This window comes from Salinispora tropica CNB-440 (genome assembly GCF_000016425.1).
In the GTDB taxonomy this organism is placed as follows: Bacteria; Actinomycetota; Actinomycetes; order Mycobacteriales; family Micromonosporaceae; genus Micromonospora; species Micromonospora tropica.
In genome coordinates this window covers 1,982,000-1,997,417 of sequence record NC_009380.1, presented here as the reverse complement: position 1 = coordinate 1,997,417, position 15,418 = coordinate 1,982,000, and the positions used below count along the sequence as shown (strand labels likewise).

The window sequence follows — 15,418 nt, the reverse complement described above, 5'->3', positions numbered from 1 at the left end:
ATTCAGTTGGCTCGATTGTCTCTTGCCCTCGAGCCGACACTCCCGTGGGCGGCACCCGGGCGCTCCCGCGCTCCGCCGGGACGGTCGACGCGACACCGCTCATCCGCCTCACTCGGCGTGCGCTGACACCGGCCCGGTGGTGCCGTCGCCACCAACCCACACGGTCTTGGTGTTGCAGAATTCGCGCATCCCCACCGCGGCCAGCTCGCGGCCGTACCCGGAGTTCTTCACCCCACCAAACGGCAGCTCGGGAAAGGACGTGGTCATGCCGTTGACGAAGACGTTGCCCGCCTCCAGGTCGATGACGAACCGCTCCTGCTCCGCCGGATCCCGGGTCCAGGCGTTCGCACCGAGCCCGAACGCGGTGCCGTTGGCCACCTCGATCGCCTCGCCGTACGACGACACTCGGTACAGCCCGGCGACTGGCCCGAAAACCTCCTCGGCCCACATCCGCATTCGCGGGGTGAGATCGGCGATGACGGTGGGCGGGTAGTACCAGCCCTCCCCCGCTGGCAACTCACCCCCACAGCGAAGGGTCGCACCCTGGTCAACGGCGTCGCGTACCTGGGAGGCGATCTCGGCACGGCTCCCTTCGCTGACGAGTGGACCCACGTCGGTGGCCTGCGCCATCGGGTCCCCCACCCGCAGTGCGGACATCCGCGCGGCGAACCGCTCCGCGAAGGCCTCGAACACGTCGGTGTGCACGATGAAGCGCTTCGCGGCGATGCAGGACTGGCCGTTGTTTCGGCACCGGGCAGCGGTCGCCACCTCGGCAGCCCGGTCCAGGTCCGCCGAGGGCATCACCACGAACGGGTCGCTGCCACCGAGTTCCAACACGGTCTTCTTCAACTCACGACCGGCGATCTGGGCCACGGCGCGTCCCGTACGCTCGCTGCCGGTCACCGTAGCGGCGCGAACCCGTGGGTCACGAAGAATGGCCTCCACCGCGTCGGAGCCGACCAGCAGCGTACTGAACGCCCCCTGCGGAAAGCCGGCCCGGCGGAAGAGATCAGCCAGATAGAGAGCGGTCTGGGGCACATTCGAGGCGTGCTTGAGTAGGCCGGTGTTGCCGGCCATCAGCGCCGGCGCGGCGAAACGGAGCACCTGCCAGAGCGGAAAGTTCCAGGGCATCACCGCAAGCACCGGCCCGAGAGGTTGGTACCGGACGAAAGCCCGGGCGGCGCCGACGCTCGCCGCCTCGGCGGGCTCGTCGGCGAGGAACGCTGGTGCCTTCGTCACGTAGAAGCGGCAGGCGCTGACGCAGGTGGCCACCTCCGCCCGGGCAGCGGCGTAGGTCTTTCCCATCTCCGTTGTCACGAGTCGGGCGACGTCGTCGCGCTCGGCCTCCAGGAGGGCGGCAACCCTGTCGAGCCAGTCGCCACGTTCCTCGACCGTCGTGTCCCGCAGCTGCCGACTCGCGAGGTAGCTCCGGCTGATCGCCGCCTCCACCTGCTCGGACGCGATCGGTGCAAACGTCCTCAGCGTCTCTCCGGTGGCCGGGTTGATGGTGGCGATGGGCATCGCGAACTCCTGTCACTCGAACAGCGAATGCCGGGTGCCGGGCTCCTCCCGGCGGCGAGCGGCCCGTCGCCGCTGGATGATCACGAGGTCGACGGCGGCGACCACGGCGAAGAGGGCGCAGAACACCCCCAGCCAGACCACCCCCGCCCGGAACGCCAGCACGCCGAAAACCACCATGGTGACCAAGCCGAAGCTGGCGAGTACGAGGCGGAGATTGAGCGCGCTGTAGGCGTGGCCGACGGTGCCACGGGCCCGTCGGGGCTGTGATCTCGTCATCACCTGGAGCTACCCGCCCAGTCCACGCCTAACCAGAGGCACCTTCCCGGCCCATTGTTCCGACCGTGCGCGCTGGCTTCGGTGAGTCGGCTCACCACCCGGGTTAGTCGCGTTACACCGAGGCACTGCGCGCCGGACAATCTAGGTTTTGGCAGGGAACATGGAGAAATGACCATGACGCCCGCGTCGCCAGTGACCGTCTCAGTCGCGCGACGCACCGACCCCGCTCGGACCCAGGAGATGGTGGCGTGGATGCGCGCTGGCACGGCGCTGGCGGAGGCGTTTCCCGGATTCCTCGGGGCCGGATGGGTCCGCAGCGCTCCCGGGTCCGGCGAGTGGCACATGCTCTACCGGTTCGCCGACGACGAGACGCTGCGTCGCTGGGAGGAGTCACCGCAACGACACTGGTGGCTGGCCTCGGCGCAGGGCGTCGTCGAGCACACCCAGGTGGAACGCCGCACCGGGGTCGAGGGCTGGTTCTCCCGGCGGGGGCAGGTTATCGAGCCGGTCAACGCGGAGCCGACCGCTCCACCACCGTCGCCGCCGCGTTGGAAGCAGGCGGTAACGATCTGGTTGGCGTTCTTCCCCCTCAGCCTGACCGCGACCCTGCTGACCGGTCAGTTCATCCCCGATGTCCCGGTGCCCGCTCGCGTACTGATCATGACATTGACGCTGACGCCGCTGATGACGTACGTGGTGCTGCCCCGGATCACCCATGCGCTTGGCTGGTGGCTGCACGGCCGATCTCCCGGCCACAGCACACGATGACGACTGATCGCGGACAGCGGTGACGGCCGCAGACCGCGGACAACGGTCCCCGCGAGCCGGCTGGAGCCGCGCAGCAGTTCGGTGCTGGATATCCGACACTGCCTGATCGCTACCCATACCGCACCCATAGAGTTCCCAGGCAGTCACTCACCGCTCGGCCGCTTGGGGAAGCCATGCCTCGACGCTGGGTCACCGCCGTCGTCTGTGTGCTCGCGCTCGTCGCACTCGCCTGCGAAAACGGCGGAGCGACATCACCCGCCCCCAGTCAAGGGTCAGGGTCACCCGGCACCGAGACCGGCGGGATCGCTGCCCTCGGCGACTCGATCAGCACCGGCTTCGGTTCCTGCCTGGTGGTGGCCCCATGCGAACGCAACTCCTGGTCGACCGGGAACAGCCTTCGGGTGGAGAGCCACTACCGACGGCTACTCGACCAGGATTCGACGATCCGTGGGCAGGCGTTCAACCATGCCCGGACGGGAGCCCGGGCGTCCGCGCTCGCCAGCCAGGCGGCGCAGGCGACGCGGGACCGACCGGACCGGATCACCGTGTTGATCGGCGCGAACGACATCTGCCACGGCGAGGTCGCGGCGATGACCCCGGTGGAGACGTTCCGGAGTCAGGTTGACCGGGGGCTGCGTGTGCTGAGTGCGGAGCTGCCGAAGGCGCGACTGCTGGTGGTCAGCATCCCGGACCTGCACCGGCTCTGGGAGGTGGGACACACCAACGAGCGGGCGGTACGGGCGTGGAGTCGGGGCATCTGCCCGGCCCTGCTCGAGAATCCGACCTCCACCGACCCGGCGGACCGTTCCCGGCGCGACGCCGTACGCGAACGGGTCGCCGACTACAACGACCAGCTCGCCGCGGCCTGCGAGGCGTACGGCTCCCGCTGCCGCTACGACAACGGGGCCGCCCACCGGCTCCGTTTCACGCTGGACCTGGTCAACACCTTTGACTGGTTCCATCCCAACCTCGCCGGCCAGGAGCGGCTCGCCGAGATCACCTGGGGAGCCTGGGGAGGCGTCGCCTGAGTCGGCGATCCCCCGTGCTGCCACACCGACAACCCACCCCACTGTGCTGGCGGTACAACGCCCGGGATCGCGTGGCGAGTTCCTTGGTTGCCGAGGAGTTTGCCCAGGTGCCCAGGACGATGGCAACCCCCGGGAGTACCTTCGCGACAACCCGCTTCGCGGCCCGCGTGCCGGCCATCTGGGCAAGCCGGGCACCGAGGCGGAGCGTCACCTGGCCGCGTGGGGCTTGGTCGGAGCCGGAGCCGGAGCCGAAGAGCGCGTCAGCGCGCTCTCGACCGGCGGCCACCCCGAGAGCGAGCCGTGCGTCCTGTGCGGCCTTGTGCACCTTCTGCAACACCAACAGGTCGACGGCGCGGTCGTGGTGCGTGGCGTCCAACCCGTAGGCGGCCGCGACGTGCAGCACCATCCGCGCCTGGGTCCAGGCGAGGAGGCCCACGTCGATCACCAGACCGGGCAAGCCCGTCGCTCCGGAGGCCGCGCCGGGGAACCGGGCGTGATTGACGAATCGGCGAACCGCCTGGTCAGCCAGGGCCTCGACCGGGACCGTCCCGGGCTGCTCGGCGCGGACCCGCCGCGCCCACTGAGCCGCCTCCGGTCCGAGCTGGCGCACCGCCTCGAGGGCGAGGTGCTCCGGTGCGTACTGCGGGTCCTCGCGCATGCGGTCCCACAGCCCGGCGGGCGGCCCCTCAACGGCCGGGGCCGCCTCGGGCTTCTGCGGCGAGCGAGCGCCGGGCTGACCATCGACGGGCACGGCATCGGTCACGGTGGGCTCCCCGGGGTCTGCGGCTGGGCGGCCTGCTTGTCAGCTTCACCGCTGACTCGGACACGGTCAACAATGGCGCTCAGGTCGCCCGGCGAACCCCCGCCTTCTGCGGCATGGCGGGCGTCGCCCCCCACCGCCCCCGCTCGATAGGCTGGTGTCCGCGGGGTGACCGTAGGAACGCCCCGATCCGGTGGATGAGAGACATGTCGGCCTCCTTCCGTGTTGCTGTATCCAGATGTATCTCGCCGTGACAACACCCACACCGAGACACCGGGGAACCGTCCACCGGCCTGACTGGCCGGTAAGCGTACGGCGGGTCGACGCCGGTCGCGGGGCTCGCCCCCCGGTCGGCAGGGGTGCCCCGGCCAGACGAACGCCCGTCCCGGCAGCTGCGGCCGGGGGCACCGACCGGAGCCCGGCCCGGGGGCCCGGAGGAATGCCGCAGGACTGCGGGTAGTTTCCCCAACCGGGTGCCGTCCGTGCACGACGGCCCGTAGCCATACCCAGGGAGGTCCGCACCGGTGCTCGACCCACACGAGCTCTACGAACTCACCGACGATCTGCCCGACCTCGGGCAGCCCGTCCTGATCCAGGCGCTCTCCGGCTTCGTTGACGCCGGTAACGCCACCCGGCTGGCGCGCGAGCAACTGCTCACCTCGCTCGACGCGCGGCCAGTGGCCCGGTTCGACCTGGACCAGCTCTTCGACTACCGCTCGCGCCGGCCGGTGATGACCTTCGTCGAGGACCACTGGGAGTCCTACGACGCCCCGGCCCTGGAGCTGCACCTGCTCCGAGACGACGCTGACACCCCGTTCCTGCTGCTCACCGGCCCCGAGCCGGACCTGCAATGGGAACGCTTCGTCGCCGCCGTGGCCGGGCTCTCCGCCCGATTGGACGTCCGGCTGACCGTCGGCCTCAACGCTATTCCGATGGCGGTGCCACACACCCGCCGCACCGGCGTCACCGCCCACGCCACCCGGCGTGAACTGACCGCGGGCTACGAGCCATGGCTGCAACGCGTGCAGGTGCCCGGCAGCATAGGACACCTGCTCGAGTACCGCCTCGGGGAGCAGGGCCGCGACGCGCTGGGTTTCGCCGCACACGTGCCGCACTACGTGGCGCAGACCGAGTACCCCGCTGCGGCCGAGGTGCTGCTCGCCTCCGTGTCACGCAGCACCGGGCTCCTCCTCCCCAGCGACGGTCTGCGGGCTGCGACCGAGGCGGTCCGGACGGAAATCGACCGGCAGGTCGCCCAGACCGAGGACGCCGCGGCGCTGGTCCAGGCGCTGGAGGAGCAGTACGACGCCTTCACCCGTGGGCGCGGCCAGCCGAACCTGCTCAGCACCGGGACGGAGGCCCTGCCGACCGCCGACGAACTCGGTGCCGAGTTGGAACGCTTCCTGGCCGAGCAGACCCGCCCCAACGACAATCCCGGCGGCTGAGCCGGTCGCCGGGGTCCGACGGGCCGGGCCGAGGGCGAGAGTCGGGGAGAGGCGCCGAGCGCCCTCCCCGACAGCCCATCGGCGACACGCCCCGGGCGGCCAGCGGGCCGGCGACGAATCGGGCAGGCTGGAAACATGCGCCTGGCGACGTGGAACGTCAACTCGGTGAAGGCCCGCCTGCCCCGGCTGCTCGACTGGCTGGCGGGCACGAACCCGGATGTCGTCTGCCTCCAGGAGACCAAGTGCCCGGACGGCGCGTTCCCGGTCGCCGAGGTTGGCACGCTCGGCTACACGGTCGCCAGCCACAGTGACGGCCGGTGGAACGGGGTCGCCATTCTGTCCCGGGTCGGCCTGACCGATGTCACCGTCGGCTTCCCCGACGAGCCGGGCTTTCCCGATCCGGAGGCGCGCGCCCTCTCCGCCACCTGCGCCGGACTACGGGTCTGGTCGGTCTACGTGCCCAACGGCCGAACCCTCGACGACCCGCACTACGCGTACAAGCTGGCCTGGCTCGGCGCGCTACGGGACACGCTGGAGGTTGAGCTGACCGGGGGCGCACCGTTGGCGGTGTGCGGCGACTTCAACGTGGCCCCCACCGACTCAGACGTGTGGGATCCAGCCCTGTTCACCGGCTCCACCCACGTCACGCCCGCCGAACGGACCGCACTCGCGGCGTTGCGCGATCTGGGCCTCGACGACGTGGTGCCGACTCCGATGAAGGGCCCGCATCCGTTCACCTACTGGGACTATCGGGCCGGGATGTTCCATCAGAACAAGGGCATGCGGATCGACCTGGTGTACGCCTCGGCGCCGTTCGCCCGCGTGGTCCGGGCCGCGTACGTGGACCGGGAGGCCCGCAAGGGCAAGGGTCCCTCCGACCATGCCCCGATCGTCGTGGACGCCGACCTTGTCCCGGCGGTGGAGACATTCTGAGCACGCGGCCAGCGACAATTCGCGCCACACTCCGCGTTACCAACCAATCGCCGAGGGTAGGATTGACTTTAATTGGGCCGTCGGGGATATTCCTAGTGACACGTTGACATACCGGGACCGGAACGGTTAGAACTGGGGATTCAACCGGCACCGCCCTGACAACACCCCGGAGCTTTCCCCCCTTGAAGGCGCAGACGAGGCCTCCACAATGATTAATCGCACGATCGATTTCGCCAAGCACCACACGCCGAATTCCATGCGCCGCATGGCGCGCCGAGCACAACTCGAGGCCCACAACACAAGAAAGCGGCTCGCCGTCCCGGTGGTCGACCGGTGCGAGTTCGACAACATCTACCACTGCACCGTACACAAGACCGGCAGCCAGTGGATCAAAGCCCTGTTCAGCGACCCCGCCGTCTATCGCCATTCCGGGCTACTCCCCTACGACCCGCGGTTCTACAAGCGACGCAACCTCCCCCTGATTCCACCCGGCCGGGTAGGTCTGGCTCTTTTTCATTCTTATCCGCGCTTTGAGAAGATTTCGAAACCCGGCACCTATCGCGCATTCTTTGTGATTCGCGATCCACGCGATATCGTCATTTCAAGCTACTTTTCGCTCCGCAACTCACATGCCCCGATGGGCGATATCCTCCAGGTACGGAAGACGCTGCGGGAAATCCCGATGAAGGAAGGACTGCTCTACGTCATCGAACGCCACTCCAAGCGGCACCTCTTCACGCAGCTGCGGACGTGGGCCGTCGCCCCGAGCTCCGAGACCTTCCGTCTGTTCCGCTACGAGGACCTGACCGGAGAGCGGCAGCTGGAGGAGGTGGACCAGCTGATGCGGCACTGCGGGATCACTCTGCCCTCTGCCGAGCTGGAGCCGCTGTTGTCCCGCTACAGCTTCTCCAAGATGCGGAAGGACCGGGAGAGCGCTGGGAAGATTTCCCACTACCGAAAGGGCAAAGCCGGCGACTGGCGCAACCACTTCGATGACGAGGTTTACGCGGCGTTCACGGCGGCGACCGGAGATCTCGTGGAGGTTCTCGGCTATCCGGCCCGCGACGCGGTTTCCTGACGGGATCACCGGGCCCGGTCTCACGTCCTCGTGGCGAAGGCGATGACGTTGTCGGCGTAACCGGTGCGGCCCCCCACCCAGGCTCCACCGCAGGTGATCAGGCGCAGCCCGGCCGGCCCGGAATCGCCGTACACCCGTTCGGCGGGAAGCTGGTCCTTGGGGAAGTACTCCACCGAGTCGACCCGGAACCCCACGACCGAGCCGTCGGCACGGGTCACCTCGATCGGGTCACCGGGGCGCAGCCGGTGCAGGTCGACGAAGACCGACGGACCACCCCTGGTGTCGACGTGACCGACAATGACCGCCGGCCCCGGCTCGCCGGGGACCGGTCCCCGGTCGTACCAGCCGGTCTCGTGGGCCCGCTCCAGCGGCGGAACAGCGATCGACCCGTCCCGGGCCTGCCCCACCGGCGCGATCGGCGCGGCGACGCCGATCGCGGGTACGGCGAGGCGGACCGGCCGGCTGGTGGTGGGTGCCGGCCCGGCGCCACCGTCGGGCCGGTCAACGTCTGCCGCGCTCGCCCACTCCAGCGGGCCGGTGGTCCGGCCCAGCCCGGCACCCGTGGCGAAGACCCCGACCAGCACCAGCAGCACGGCGAGCGGTACGACCCACGGGCTACGGCCCGCCGGCCGGCGGGCGGCGCGGGCGGCGCGGGGCGTGGTCATCGACGGACCGCTCCGCGGAACCGGCGAGCGGACACGAGCCACACCACCAGACCGATCACCGTCAGCGCGATCCCGACCGGCAACAGCAGCTTGCCGGAGAAGTCACCAGCGGACCCGCCGAACCCGGTGGCCGGGCCGCGACTGGGCGCGACCGACCTCACGACCTGAAGCATCGTTGATGCGGTCTCGCCGCCGCGGCACTCCAGTTTGACTCGGTAGCTGCCCGGCAGGGTTCGTTCGCGCACCATCGGGTTCGCGGTCAACAGCCCGTTGTCCGGCTGCACCTGGACGCGGCCAAAGGCGTCGGACCAGACGACTGCCGGAATCGAGTTGTCCTGGCAGCTCGCCCGGATCCCCACCAGGTAGCCGGCCTTCACCGTGCTTGGGTTCACCTCGACGAAGATGGCTGCGGGTCTCGGCCCTTCGGGCTGCCTGCGCGCGGCGACAGGTCGAACCGCTCCCTCCGGAGTCGACGCCGCAACGGGGGAGGTCCAGGCGGACGCTGGCCCGGCAACAGTCGGCCCGGCGGACGCCACCTGGGCTGACGCTGGCCCGGCCGTCGCGTCGGCGGCCCCGACGGCGAGCAGCGGGCTGACGACCGCGACCGCGACCGTCGCCACCAGGCCCGCGCGGGTCACCTTCACCACAACCCCCTCCCGACCCGGCCGGGCAGCACGCACGCCCGGCCTGTCGCACGGGGAATCCCGACATCCCCGTCGCACATCACATCCGATCCGGCGCGGTCCTCGCGTACGCTCGGATCGCTGTGACCATCACCGACCCCCACCCCACCGCGCCCGCGCGGAGCATCCGGACATTTCACCCGCGACGCGGCCGGATGTCGCCGCGCCAGACCAGCGCGCTGCAACAGCTCTGGCCGCGGTACGGCCTGACCGTCCCGGAGATGCCCGGCACGCCCGTGAAGCCGGCTGTCCTGTTCCCGCGCCGGGCGCCCCTGGTGTTGGAGATCGGTTCCGGGATGGGCGACGCCACCGTGGCGATGGCCTCCGCCGATCCCGACCGAGACTATCTGGCGGTCGAGGTGCATACGCCGGGAATCGCCAACCTCCTCGACCTGGTGGAACGGCAGTCCCTGAGCAATGTCCGGATCGCCGAGGGCGACGCGTTGGACCTGGTCAGCGCCCTGCCTACGGGTTCACTCGATGCGGTACACATCTTCTTTCCGGACCCGTGGCCAAAGGTCCGCCACCACAAACGGCGCATCATCCAGCCCGATCACGTCGCCCTGCTGCGCTCGCGGTTGGCGACCGGTGGCACGCTGCACTGCGCGACCGACTGGGCCGAGTACGCCGAAGCGATGCGGCGGACCCTGGACGCCGATCCGGGGCTGGTGAGCCCGCACGACGGGTTCGCGCCCCGCCCCGAGCACCGCCCGGTGACGAAGTTCGAGCGCCGCGCCCTGACAGCGGGTCGACCGGTGGCCGACCTGATCTACCACCGCCGCTGAGGCCCACCACGGGATGCGGTTCAACCAGCACCGGGCAGACGCGGTTGACCGGCCCACCAGAGGCGAATGACCGGCCCGATTGGCGCGCGGGAGGTGGGTCCAGGCACCATGGACCCGCCATGACACTTACCGCCGCGCTGCCGGCCAGCGCCGACCCCGACACCCTGTACGACGCGTTCGCCGGTTGGGCGTCCGAGCGCGGCCTCGATCTCTATCCGCACCAGGAGGAGGCGGTCATCGAGATCGTCTCCGGCGCGAACGTGATCATGAATACGCCGACCGGGTCCGGCAAGAGCCTGGTCGCGATGGCGGCGCACTTCGCCGCGCTCGCCGATGACCGGACGACCTTCTACACAGCCCCGATCAAGGCGCTGGTGTCGGAGAAGTTCTTCGCGCTCTGCGAGGTGTTCGGGGCGGAGAACGTCGGGATGCTCACCGGCGATGCCAGCGTCAACCCGGACGCGCCGGTCATCTGCTGTACGGCAGAGATCCTGGCCAACCTCGCGCTGCGGGAGGGCACCCGCGCGGACGTCGGCCAAGTGATCATGGACGAGTTCCACTTCTACAGCGAGCCGGACCGGGGCTGGGCGTGGCAGGTGCCGCTGATCGAGCTGCCGCAGGCACAGTTCATCCTGATGTCCGCCACGCTCGGGGACACCACCCGGTTCGTCGCCGACCTGACCCGGCGCACCGGGCGCCCGACCGCCGTCGTCCAGACGGCCGAACGACCGGTCCCGCTGCTCTTCTCGTACGCGACGACGCCGATGCACGAGACCCTCGAGGAACTGCTGGAGACCCGCGAAGCCCCGGTGTACGTCGTACACTTCACCCAGGCGGCGGCTTTGGAGCGGGCCCAGGCCCTGATGAGCGTCAACGTCTGCACCCGGGCCGAGAAGGACACCATCGCCACCGCGATCGGCAACTTCCGCTTCACCTCCGGCTTCGGAAAGACCCTGTCCCGGCTGGTCCGGCACGGCATCGGCGTGCACCACGCCGGGATGCTGCCCAAGTACCGCCGCCTGGTGGAGACGCTGGCCCAGGCCGGGCTCCTCAAGGTCATCTGCGGCACGGACACCCTCGGTGTCGGCATCAACGTACCGATCCGCACCGTGCTCTTCACGGGGCTGTCAAAGTACGACGGAACCCGAACGCGACTCCTCAAGGCCCGCGAGTTCCACCAGATCGCCGGCCGCGCCGGACGGGCCGGCTTCGACACCCTCGGCCGGGTCGTGGTGCAGGCCCCGGAGCACGTCATCGAGAACGAGAAGGCCCTGGCGAAGGCCGGCGACGACCCGAAGAAGCGCCGAAAGGTCGTCCGGAAGAAGCCGCCAGAGGGGTCGATCGGCTGGGGCAAGCCCACCTTCGAACGCCTGGTCGAGGCCGAGCCGGAGCCCCTGGCCTCCAGCTTCCAGGTCAGCCACTCCATGCTGCTCAACGTCATCGGCCGCCCCGGCGACGCGTTCGCGGCGATGCGACACCTGCTCACCGACAACCACGAGGACCGCGCCGCCCAGCGCCGGCACATCCGCCGCGCCATCGCCATCTACCGGGCGCTGCGCGCCGGTGGCGTCGTCGAAGAACTATCCGAGCCGGACGAGTCCGGCCGACGGGCACGACTCACCGTCGACCTCCAGCTCGACTTCGCCCTCAACCAGCCGCTGTCGCCCCTCGCCCTTGCGGCAATCGAGCTCCTCGACCGCGAGTCCCCCGCCTACGCCCTGGATGTGCTCAGCGTGATCGAGTCGATCCTGGACGACCCGCGCCAGGTGCTGTCCGCGCAGCAGTTCAAGGCCCGCGGTGAGGCCGTCGCCGCGATGAAGGCGGAAGGCATCGAGTACGAAGCCCGCCTCGAACTACTCGACGAGGTCACCTGGCCCAAGCCCCTCGCCGAGCTGCTGGAGAGCGCGTACGAGATGTACCGCCAGGGGCACCCCTGGGTGGCCGACCACCAGCTCTCCCCCAAGTCCGTCGTCCGGGACATGTACGAACGGGCGATGACCTTCGCCGAGTACGTGCAGTTCTACGGGTTGTCCCGGTCGGAGGGCCTCGTCCTGCGGTACCTCGCCGACGCGTACAAGACGCTCCGGCACACCGTCCCCGAGGACGCTAAGACCGAGGAGTTGGTCGACCTCATCGAGTGGCTGGGCGAGCTGGTCCGCCAGGTCGACTCCAGCCTCATCGACGAGTGGGAGCGGCTCCGTAACCCCTCCGACGTCGACGAGGTCGCCGTCGCCCTGGACGACCAGCCAACGGCGATCACCCGCAACACCCGGGCCTTCCGGGTGCTGGTGCGCAACGCCCTGTTCCGTCGGGTGGAGCTGGCCGCCCTGCACCGCTGGAACGAGCTGGGCGAGCTGGACGGCGCCGCCGGCTGGGACGCCGCCGCCTGGGAAGATGCCCTGGAACCGTACTTCGAGGAGTACCCGGAGATCGGCATCGGGCCCAACGCCCGCGGACCCGCGCTGCTGCTGATCGAGCAGGGCAGCGCGACCTGGACCGTACGCCAGATCCTGGACGATCCCGACGGTGACCACGACTGGGGAATCAGCGCCGAGGTGGACCTCGCGGCCTCCGACGAGGCGGGCGCGGCGGTCATCCGGATCACCGAGGTCGGACAGCTTGGCGCCTAGCAGGTGCACACAGCCTCCGGTTCCTGGTTGGGGCTGAGGACCCAGCAGTCGGGGCAGCGGTCGAGGACGCCCAGGGACCAAGGGTTCGCCAGCTAACGCGGCAGGCCGACGTAGTGGCCCATCGCCGCGGCGGCGTGGTCGAAGAAGGCGTCCGGATCGGCGGCGAAACCCTGCACGTGCCCGTAGACGGCGAAGCTCACCATGCCGAGCAACTGCGTCCAGGCGACGAGCATCCGGGCGATGACCGCTGGCGGCAGGCCCGAGAGCATTCCCTCGCCGAGCGCCGCGACGTTGCGCGACATCCCTTCGGACATCGGCGGGTCCTGCGGGTGGTCGCGCAACTGGCCACTCTCGGCGGCCTCACGCAGCAACCCGATCAGCACCTGCGCGGCACGGGCACCCGCGATCATCGTCTCCGGCGGAGCGCTGTACTCGGCGATCGGCGGCCCCCAGATCAGGGCGTACCGCTCGGAGTTGGCCTGGGCCCAGACCCGGATGGCCCGGCAGACTGCGATCCACCTGTCCAGCGGCGACTCCCCCGACCGCCGCGCACCGTTCTCCGCGCTGTCGCCCATCGCGTTGTACGCGTCGAGCACCATCGCGGTCAACAGGTCCGCGCGGTCTGGAAAGTGCGTCCGCAGTTGTTCGACGGTCAGACCGGCGCTGGGGGCCAACGTGTCCGCTTCGAGGCCGGCCGGTCCCTGCTCGACGAGGCGCCGATGGGCCGTCTGCTTGATCCGCTCAACCGTTTCGGTCGGGGCTGTCTCTGGTTCCATGATGCTCTCCCTGTTCAGGCTGTTTGTCGTGCCGTGGCATGAACTGAATGAGCACCGCGATCACGACCGCGAACGCGATGAGTCCGATAAGCCCCGTGAAAAGGCGTAGGCCAATGGAGCGGCAGCCAGGTCGAGGGCACCGTAGAAGATCACGCCGATGGCCGCCACGCCCACCGCACCCCCGACCTGCTGGGAGGTGACCAGCACGCCGGATGCCGCCCGGCGTGACGGGGATCGGCTCCCGCCAGCACGGTGTTGGTCAGCGGTGCCAGGACGAAGCCCATTCCGGCCCGGACATCGCGAAGGCCGGAACGAGGACACCCAAGTCGGGCGTGATGCCGATCCGGTCGACCGTGAGTTAGGTGAGGGTCAAACCGACCGTCATCACCACCGGGCCGATGCCGGCCCAGCCGACGGGTGAGGACGATGAAGAAGTCGAGGGCGACCATGAAGGTTGCGGCGAGGATGACGGGCATGGTCGCCCAGTAGCGGAGGCTGTGCGTCGGTCGACCCGAACCGGGCGGCTCCGCCGCCACCGTTGAGGTCGTCGAGTCAGCCAAGATTCTCTCCAGTTCAGGTCTTCCGGCGTTGGGTGACGCGGTCGCCATCCGGTGACCATCGCAGGCCAAGTAACGCAGAGCGACTTTCTCGCTTCCGATAGTGCGGGACCATGCGGGTGGTGTCGATTACGTGACAGGTAAGTCCCCACGTGCGGTCGCAGAGCAACTCGGGGCCGGGGTGCGGTCTGGCTAGGGCCTCCTGCTATCAGCGAGCCACCACGCGATCGCGGCGCTGACGCCCAGGGGGCGGGTCTTCCAGGCCCACACTGCCCCGCCGATTGCGGCGGCAATCTGGAGGAGCCCGGTGGCCAGGAGCACGGCCTCGGATCCTGCCCAACCGATCAGGGCTCCGCCCACCAGCAGCCCCAGGGAGGCGCCCCCAGAGTGCAGGACTGTCTGTGCGGTGAACGCCGCCCGGCGTTCGGGGCCGTGGGTCTGCTCGCTGATCAGAGCGTTGAGGGCGGCGAGGCACCAGGGCATCGCCGCACCGCCCACTGCGGCCACGACCGCGATACCGGCCAGGCTCGGTACCACCAGCGGCAAGGCGACGAACACGGCCCCGAGCACGATCCAGGAGGACAGCATCGCCGTCATGCGCGGCAGGCGGTCGATGACCATCGGCACCAGCAGGGAGGCGGCCACGGATGCGGCCCCGTACCCGCTCATGCCCGCAGCGATGAGCGCGCCGGGCATGCCGTACTCGACCCCGAGTACGGCCAGGCCCAGGCTGAACCCGAACCAGCACACCCCGCCAACCCCTGCCATGAGCACGCCGGCGGCGACCTGCGGGTGGGAACGGAGCACCGCCAGAGCAGAGACTGGCCGTCCCGGCGTGACCTCTCCCTGAGCGCCGCCCAGGTCCTCGTGGTGTGTCGTTCCGCCGGCGGGGACGCCCAGGAAGGCGATCGCGGCCAGGGCGACCACGGCGGTCTGGCACCACAGCAGCGAGCCCGCGCCCAACACGGTCACGGCCCAGGCCCCGGCGGGTGGGGCGAAGATCATCGAGACCCGGTGGGCCAGGTCCTGCCAGGCCAACCACTTCGCTGGTCCGGTGCTGCCACCGCGGGCGACGTGTTCGTCGGCGAGGTCGGAAACCAGGGAACGTTCGGCAGGGCCCAGCAGCGCGCCCGCGACCCCGGTCACCAGTCCTGAGACGCACAGCGCGACCGCCCCGACCTGACCCGTCAAGGAAGCCACGGGGACGATGGCGAGCCCGGCAGCGTTCACACCCATCACTACCGCCAGGGCTCGCCCACCGGTGAGGCGGTCCCGCAGCCCCTTACCCCACCAGCCCACCGTCAGCAGGGGCAGCCCGGCCATCCCTCCGACCAGCCCCGTGGTCCAGGCCTGCCCGGTCTCCTCCAGTGCGACCAGGGGCAGCGCGACGGTGGTCATCCTCGTCCCGACCCAGGTCACGAACGTGATCACGGTCAGTAGCAGCAGTCCTCTACGCACGCACCGATCCTCGGCCGCCCTCCTCAGGCCCGGTAGAGATCTCTTCTCACGTCTG

The 15,418-nt window shown here is 69.8% G+C and carries 15 protein-coding genes; 7 read left to right on the top strand and 8 right to left on the bottom strand.

Annotated features, from left to right (window positions below):
* Positions 1-108 precede the first annotated feature (108 nt).
* Positions 109-1,521, bottom strand: coding sequence for an NADP-dependent succinic semialdehyde dehydrogenase (locus STROP_RS08780; RefSeq protein WP_011905636.1), 1,413 nt, complete (start codon positions 1,519-1,521; stop codon positions 109-111).
* Between the two features lie 12 nt (positions 1,522-1,533).
* Positions 1,534-1,797: a DUF6343 family protein gene (locus STROP_RS08775; protein WP_011905635.1), complete on the bottom strand. Its 264-nt coding sequence runs from the start codon at positions 1,795-1,797 to the stop codon at positions 1,534-1,536.
* 168 nt (positions 1,798-1,965) lie between these two features.
* On the opposite strand from STROP_RS08775, the gene STROP_RS08770 reads away from it, so the two are divergent.
* Positions 1,966-2,565: an antibiotic biosynthesis monooxygenase gene (locus STROP_RS08770; RefSeq protein ID WP_011905634.1), complete on the top strand. Its 600-nt coding sequence runs from the start codon at positions 1,966-1,968 to the stop codon at positions 2,563-2,565.
* Positions 2,566-2,738: 173 nt separating this feature from the next.
* Positions 2,739-3,593 carry an SGNH/GDSL hydrolase family protein gene (locus tag STROP_RS08765; RefSeq protein WP_011905633.1) on the top strand — a complete coding sequence of 285 codons (855 nt, stop codon included), beginning with the start codon at positions 2,739-2,741 and terminating at the stop codon, positions 3,591-3,593.
* On the opposite strand, the gene STROP_RS08760 is transcribed toward STROP_RS08765, so the two are convergent.
* A complete protein-coding gene (locus STROP_RS08760; protein ID WP_011905632.1) occupies positions 3,562-4,356 on the bottom strand; it encodes an EcsC family protein in 795 nt (264 codons plus the stop codon). The genes STROP_RS08765 and STROP_RS08760 overlap by 32 nt on opposite strands.
* Positions 4,357-4,877: 521 nt before the next feature.
* Here STROP_RS08760 and STROP_RS08755 point away from each other — a divergent pair.
* The 3 genes from STROP_RS08755 (at position 4,878) to STROP_RS08745 (ending at position 7,809) form a co-directional block, all read left to right on the top strand.
* Complete coding sequence (locus STROP_RS08755) at positions 4,878-5,798, top strand: proteasome assembly chaperone family protein (RefSeq protein WP_011905631.1); 921 nt, start codon at positions 4,878-4,880, stop codon at positions 5,796-5,798.
* A 135-nt stretch (positions 5,799-5,933) separates the two neighbouring features.
* Complete coding sequence (locus STROP_RS08750; protein ID WP_011905630.1) at positions 5,934-6,731, top strand: exodeoxyribonuclease III; 798 nt, start codon at positions 5,934-5,936, stop codon at positions 6,729-6,731.
* Between the two features lie 208 nt (positions 6,732-6,939).
* A complete protein-coding gene (locus tag STROP_RS08745) occupies positions 6,940-7,809 on the top strand; it encodes a sulfotransferase domain-containing protein (protein WP_011905629.1) in 870 nt (289 codons plus the stop codon).
* A gap of 20 nt (positions 7,810-7,829) precedes the next feature.
* On the opposite strand, the gene STROP_RS08740 is transcribed toward STROP_RS08745, so the two are convergent.
* The gene (locus STROP_RS08740; RefSeq protein WP_011905628.1) at positions 7,830-8,474 is read right to left on the bottom strand and encodes a class F sortase; all 645 of its coding nucleotides are present in this window, start codon (positions 8,472-8,474) and stop codon (positions 7,830-7,832) included.
* On the bottom strand, positions 8,471-9,121 hold the full coding sequence (locus tag STROP_RS08735; RefSeq protein WP_018830374.1) for a hypothetical protein: 651 nt from the start codon (positions 9,119-9,121) through the stop codon (positions 8,471-8,473). Before STROP_RS08735 ends, STROP_RS08740 begins: the two co-directional genes overlap by 4 nt.
* 119 nt (positions 9,122-9,240) lie before the next feature.
* Here STROP_RS08735 and trmB point away from each other — a divergent pair, with 119 nt between their 5' ends.
* Positions 9,241-9,942: a tRNA (guanosine(46)-N7)-methyltransferase TrmB gene (gene trmB / locus STROP_RS08730; RefSeq protein ID WP_028568688.1), complete on the top strand. Its 702-nt coding sequence runs from the start codon at positions 9,241-9,243 to the stop codon at positions 9,940-9,942.
* Between the two features lie 119 nt (positions 9,943-10,061).
* Entirely contained in the window at positions 10,062-12,572 is a 2,511-nt protein-coding gene (locus STROP_RS08725; RefSeq protein WP_043535287.1) for a DEAD/DEAH box helicase, read from the top strand.
* 92 nt (positions 12,573-12,664) lie between these two features.
* On the opposite strand, the gene STROP_RS08720 is transcribed toward STROP_RS08725, so the two are convergent.
* From STROP_RS08720 to STROP_RS08715, 3 genes are all read right to left on the bottom strand, one after another.
* On the bottom strand, positions 12,665-13,348 hold the full coding sequence (locus STROP_RS08720) for a TetR/AcrR family transcriptional regulator (RefSeq protein WP_011905626.1): 684 nt from the start codon (positions 13,346-13,348) through the stop codon (positions 12,665-12,667).
* A 149-nt stretch (positions 13,349-13,497) separates the two neighbouring features.
* Positions 13,498-13,908, bottom strand: coding sequence for a hypothetical protein (locus STROP_RS25105; RefSeq protein ID WP_187151592.1), 411 nt, complete (start codon positions 13,906-13,908; stop codon positions 13,498-13,500).
* Between the two features lie 189 nt (positions 13,909-14,097).
* Entirely contained in the window at positions 14,098-15,363 is a 1,266-nt protein-coding gene (locus STROP_RS08715) for an MFS transporter (RefSeq protein WP_011905624.1), read from the bottom strand.
* Between the last annotated feature and the right edge of the window lie 55 nt (positions 15,364-15,418).

Coding starts and splice junctions, on each gene's coding strand:
- STROP_RS08750 (WP_011905630.1), top strand. CDS start 5,934: ATGCGCCTGGCGACGTGGAACGTCAACTCGGTGAAGGCCCGCCTGCCC.
- STROP_RS08740 (WP_011905628.1), bottom strand. CDS start 8,474: ATGACCACGCCCCGCGCCGCCCGCGCCGCCCGCCGGCCGGCGGGCCGT.
- STROP_RS08775 (WP_011905635.1), bottom strand. CDS start 1,797: ATGACGAGATCACAGCCCCGACGGGCCCGTGGCACCGTCGGCCACGCC.
- STROP_RS08780 (WP_011905636.1), bottom strand. CDS start 1,521: ATGCCCATCGCCACCATCAACCCGGCCACCGGAGAGACGCTGAGGACG.
- STROP_RS08770 (WP_011905634.1), top strand. CDS start 1,966: ATGACCATGACGCCCGCGTCGCCAGTGACCGTCTCAGTCGCGCGACGC.
- STROP_RS08765 (WP_011905633.1), top strand. CDS start 2,739: ATGCCTCGACGCTGGGTCACCGCCGTCGTCTGTGTGCTCGCGCTCGTC.
- STROP_RS08725 (WP_043535287.1), top strand. CDS start 10,062: ATGACACTTACCGCCGCGCTGCCGGCCAGCGCCGACCCCGACACCCTG.
- STROP_RS08745 (WP_011905629.1), top strand. CDS start 6,940: ATGATTAATCGCACGATCGATTTCGCCAAGCACCACACGCCGAATTCC.
- STROP_RS08720 (WP_011905626.1), bottom strand. CDS start 13,348: ATGGAACCAGAGACAGCCCCGACCGAAACGGTTGAGCGGATCAAGCAG.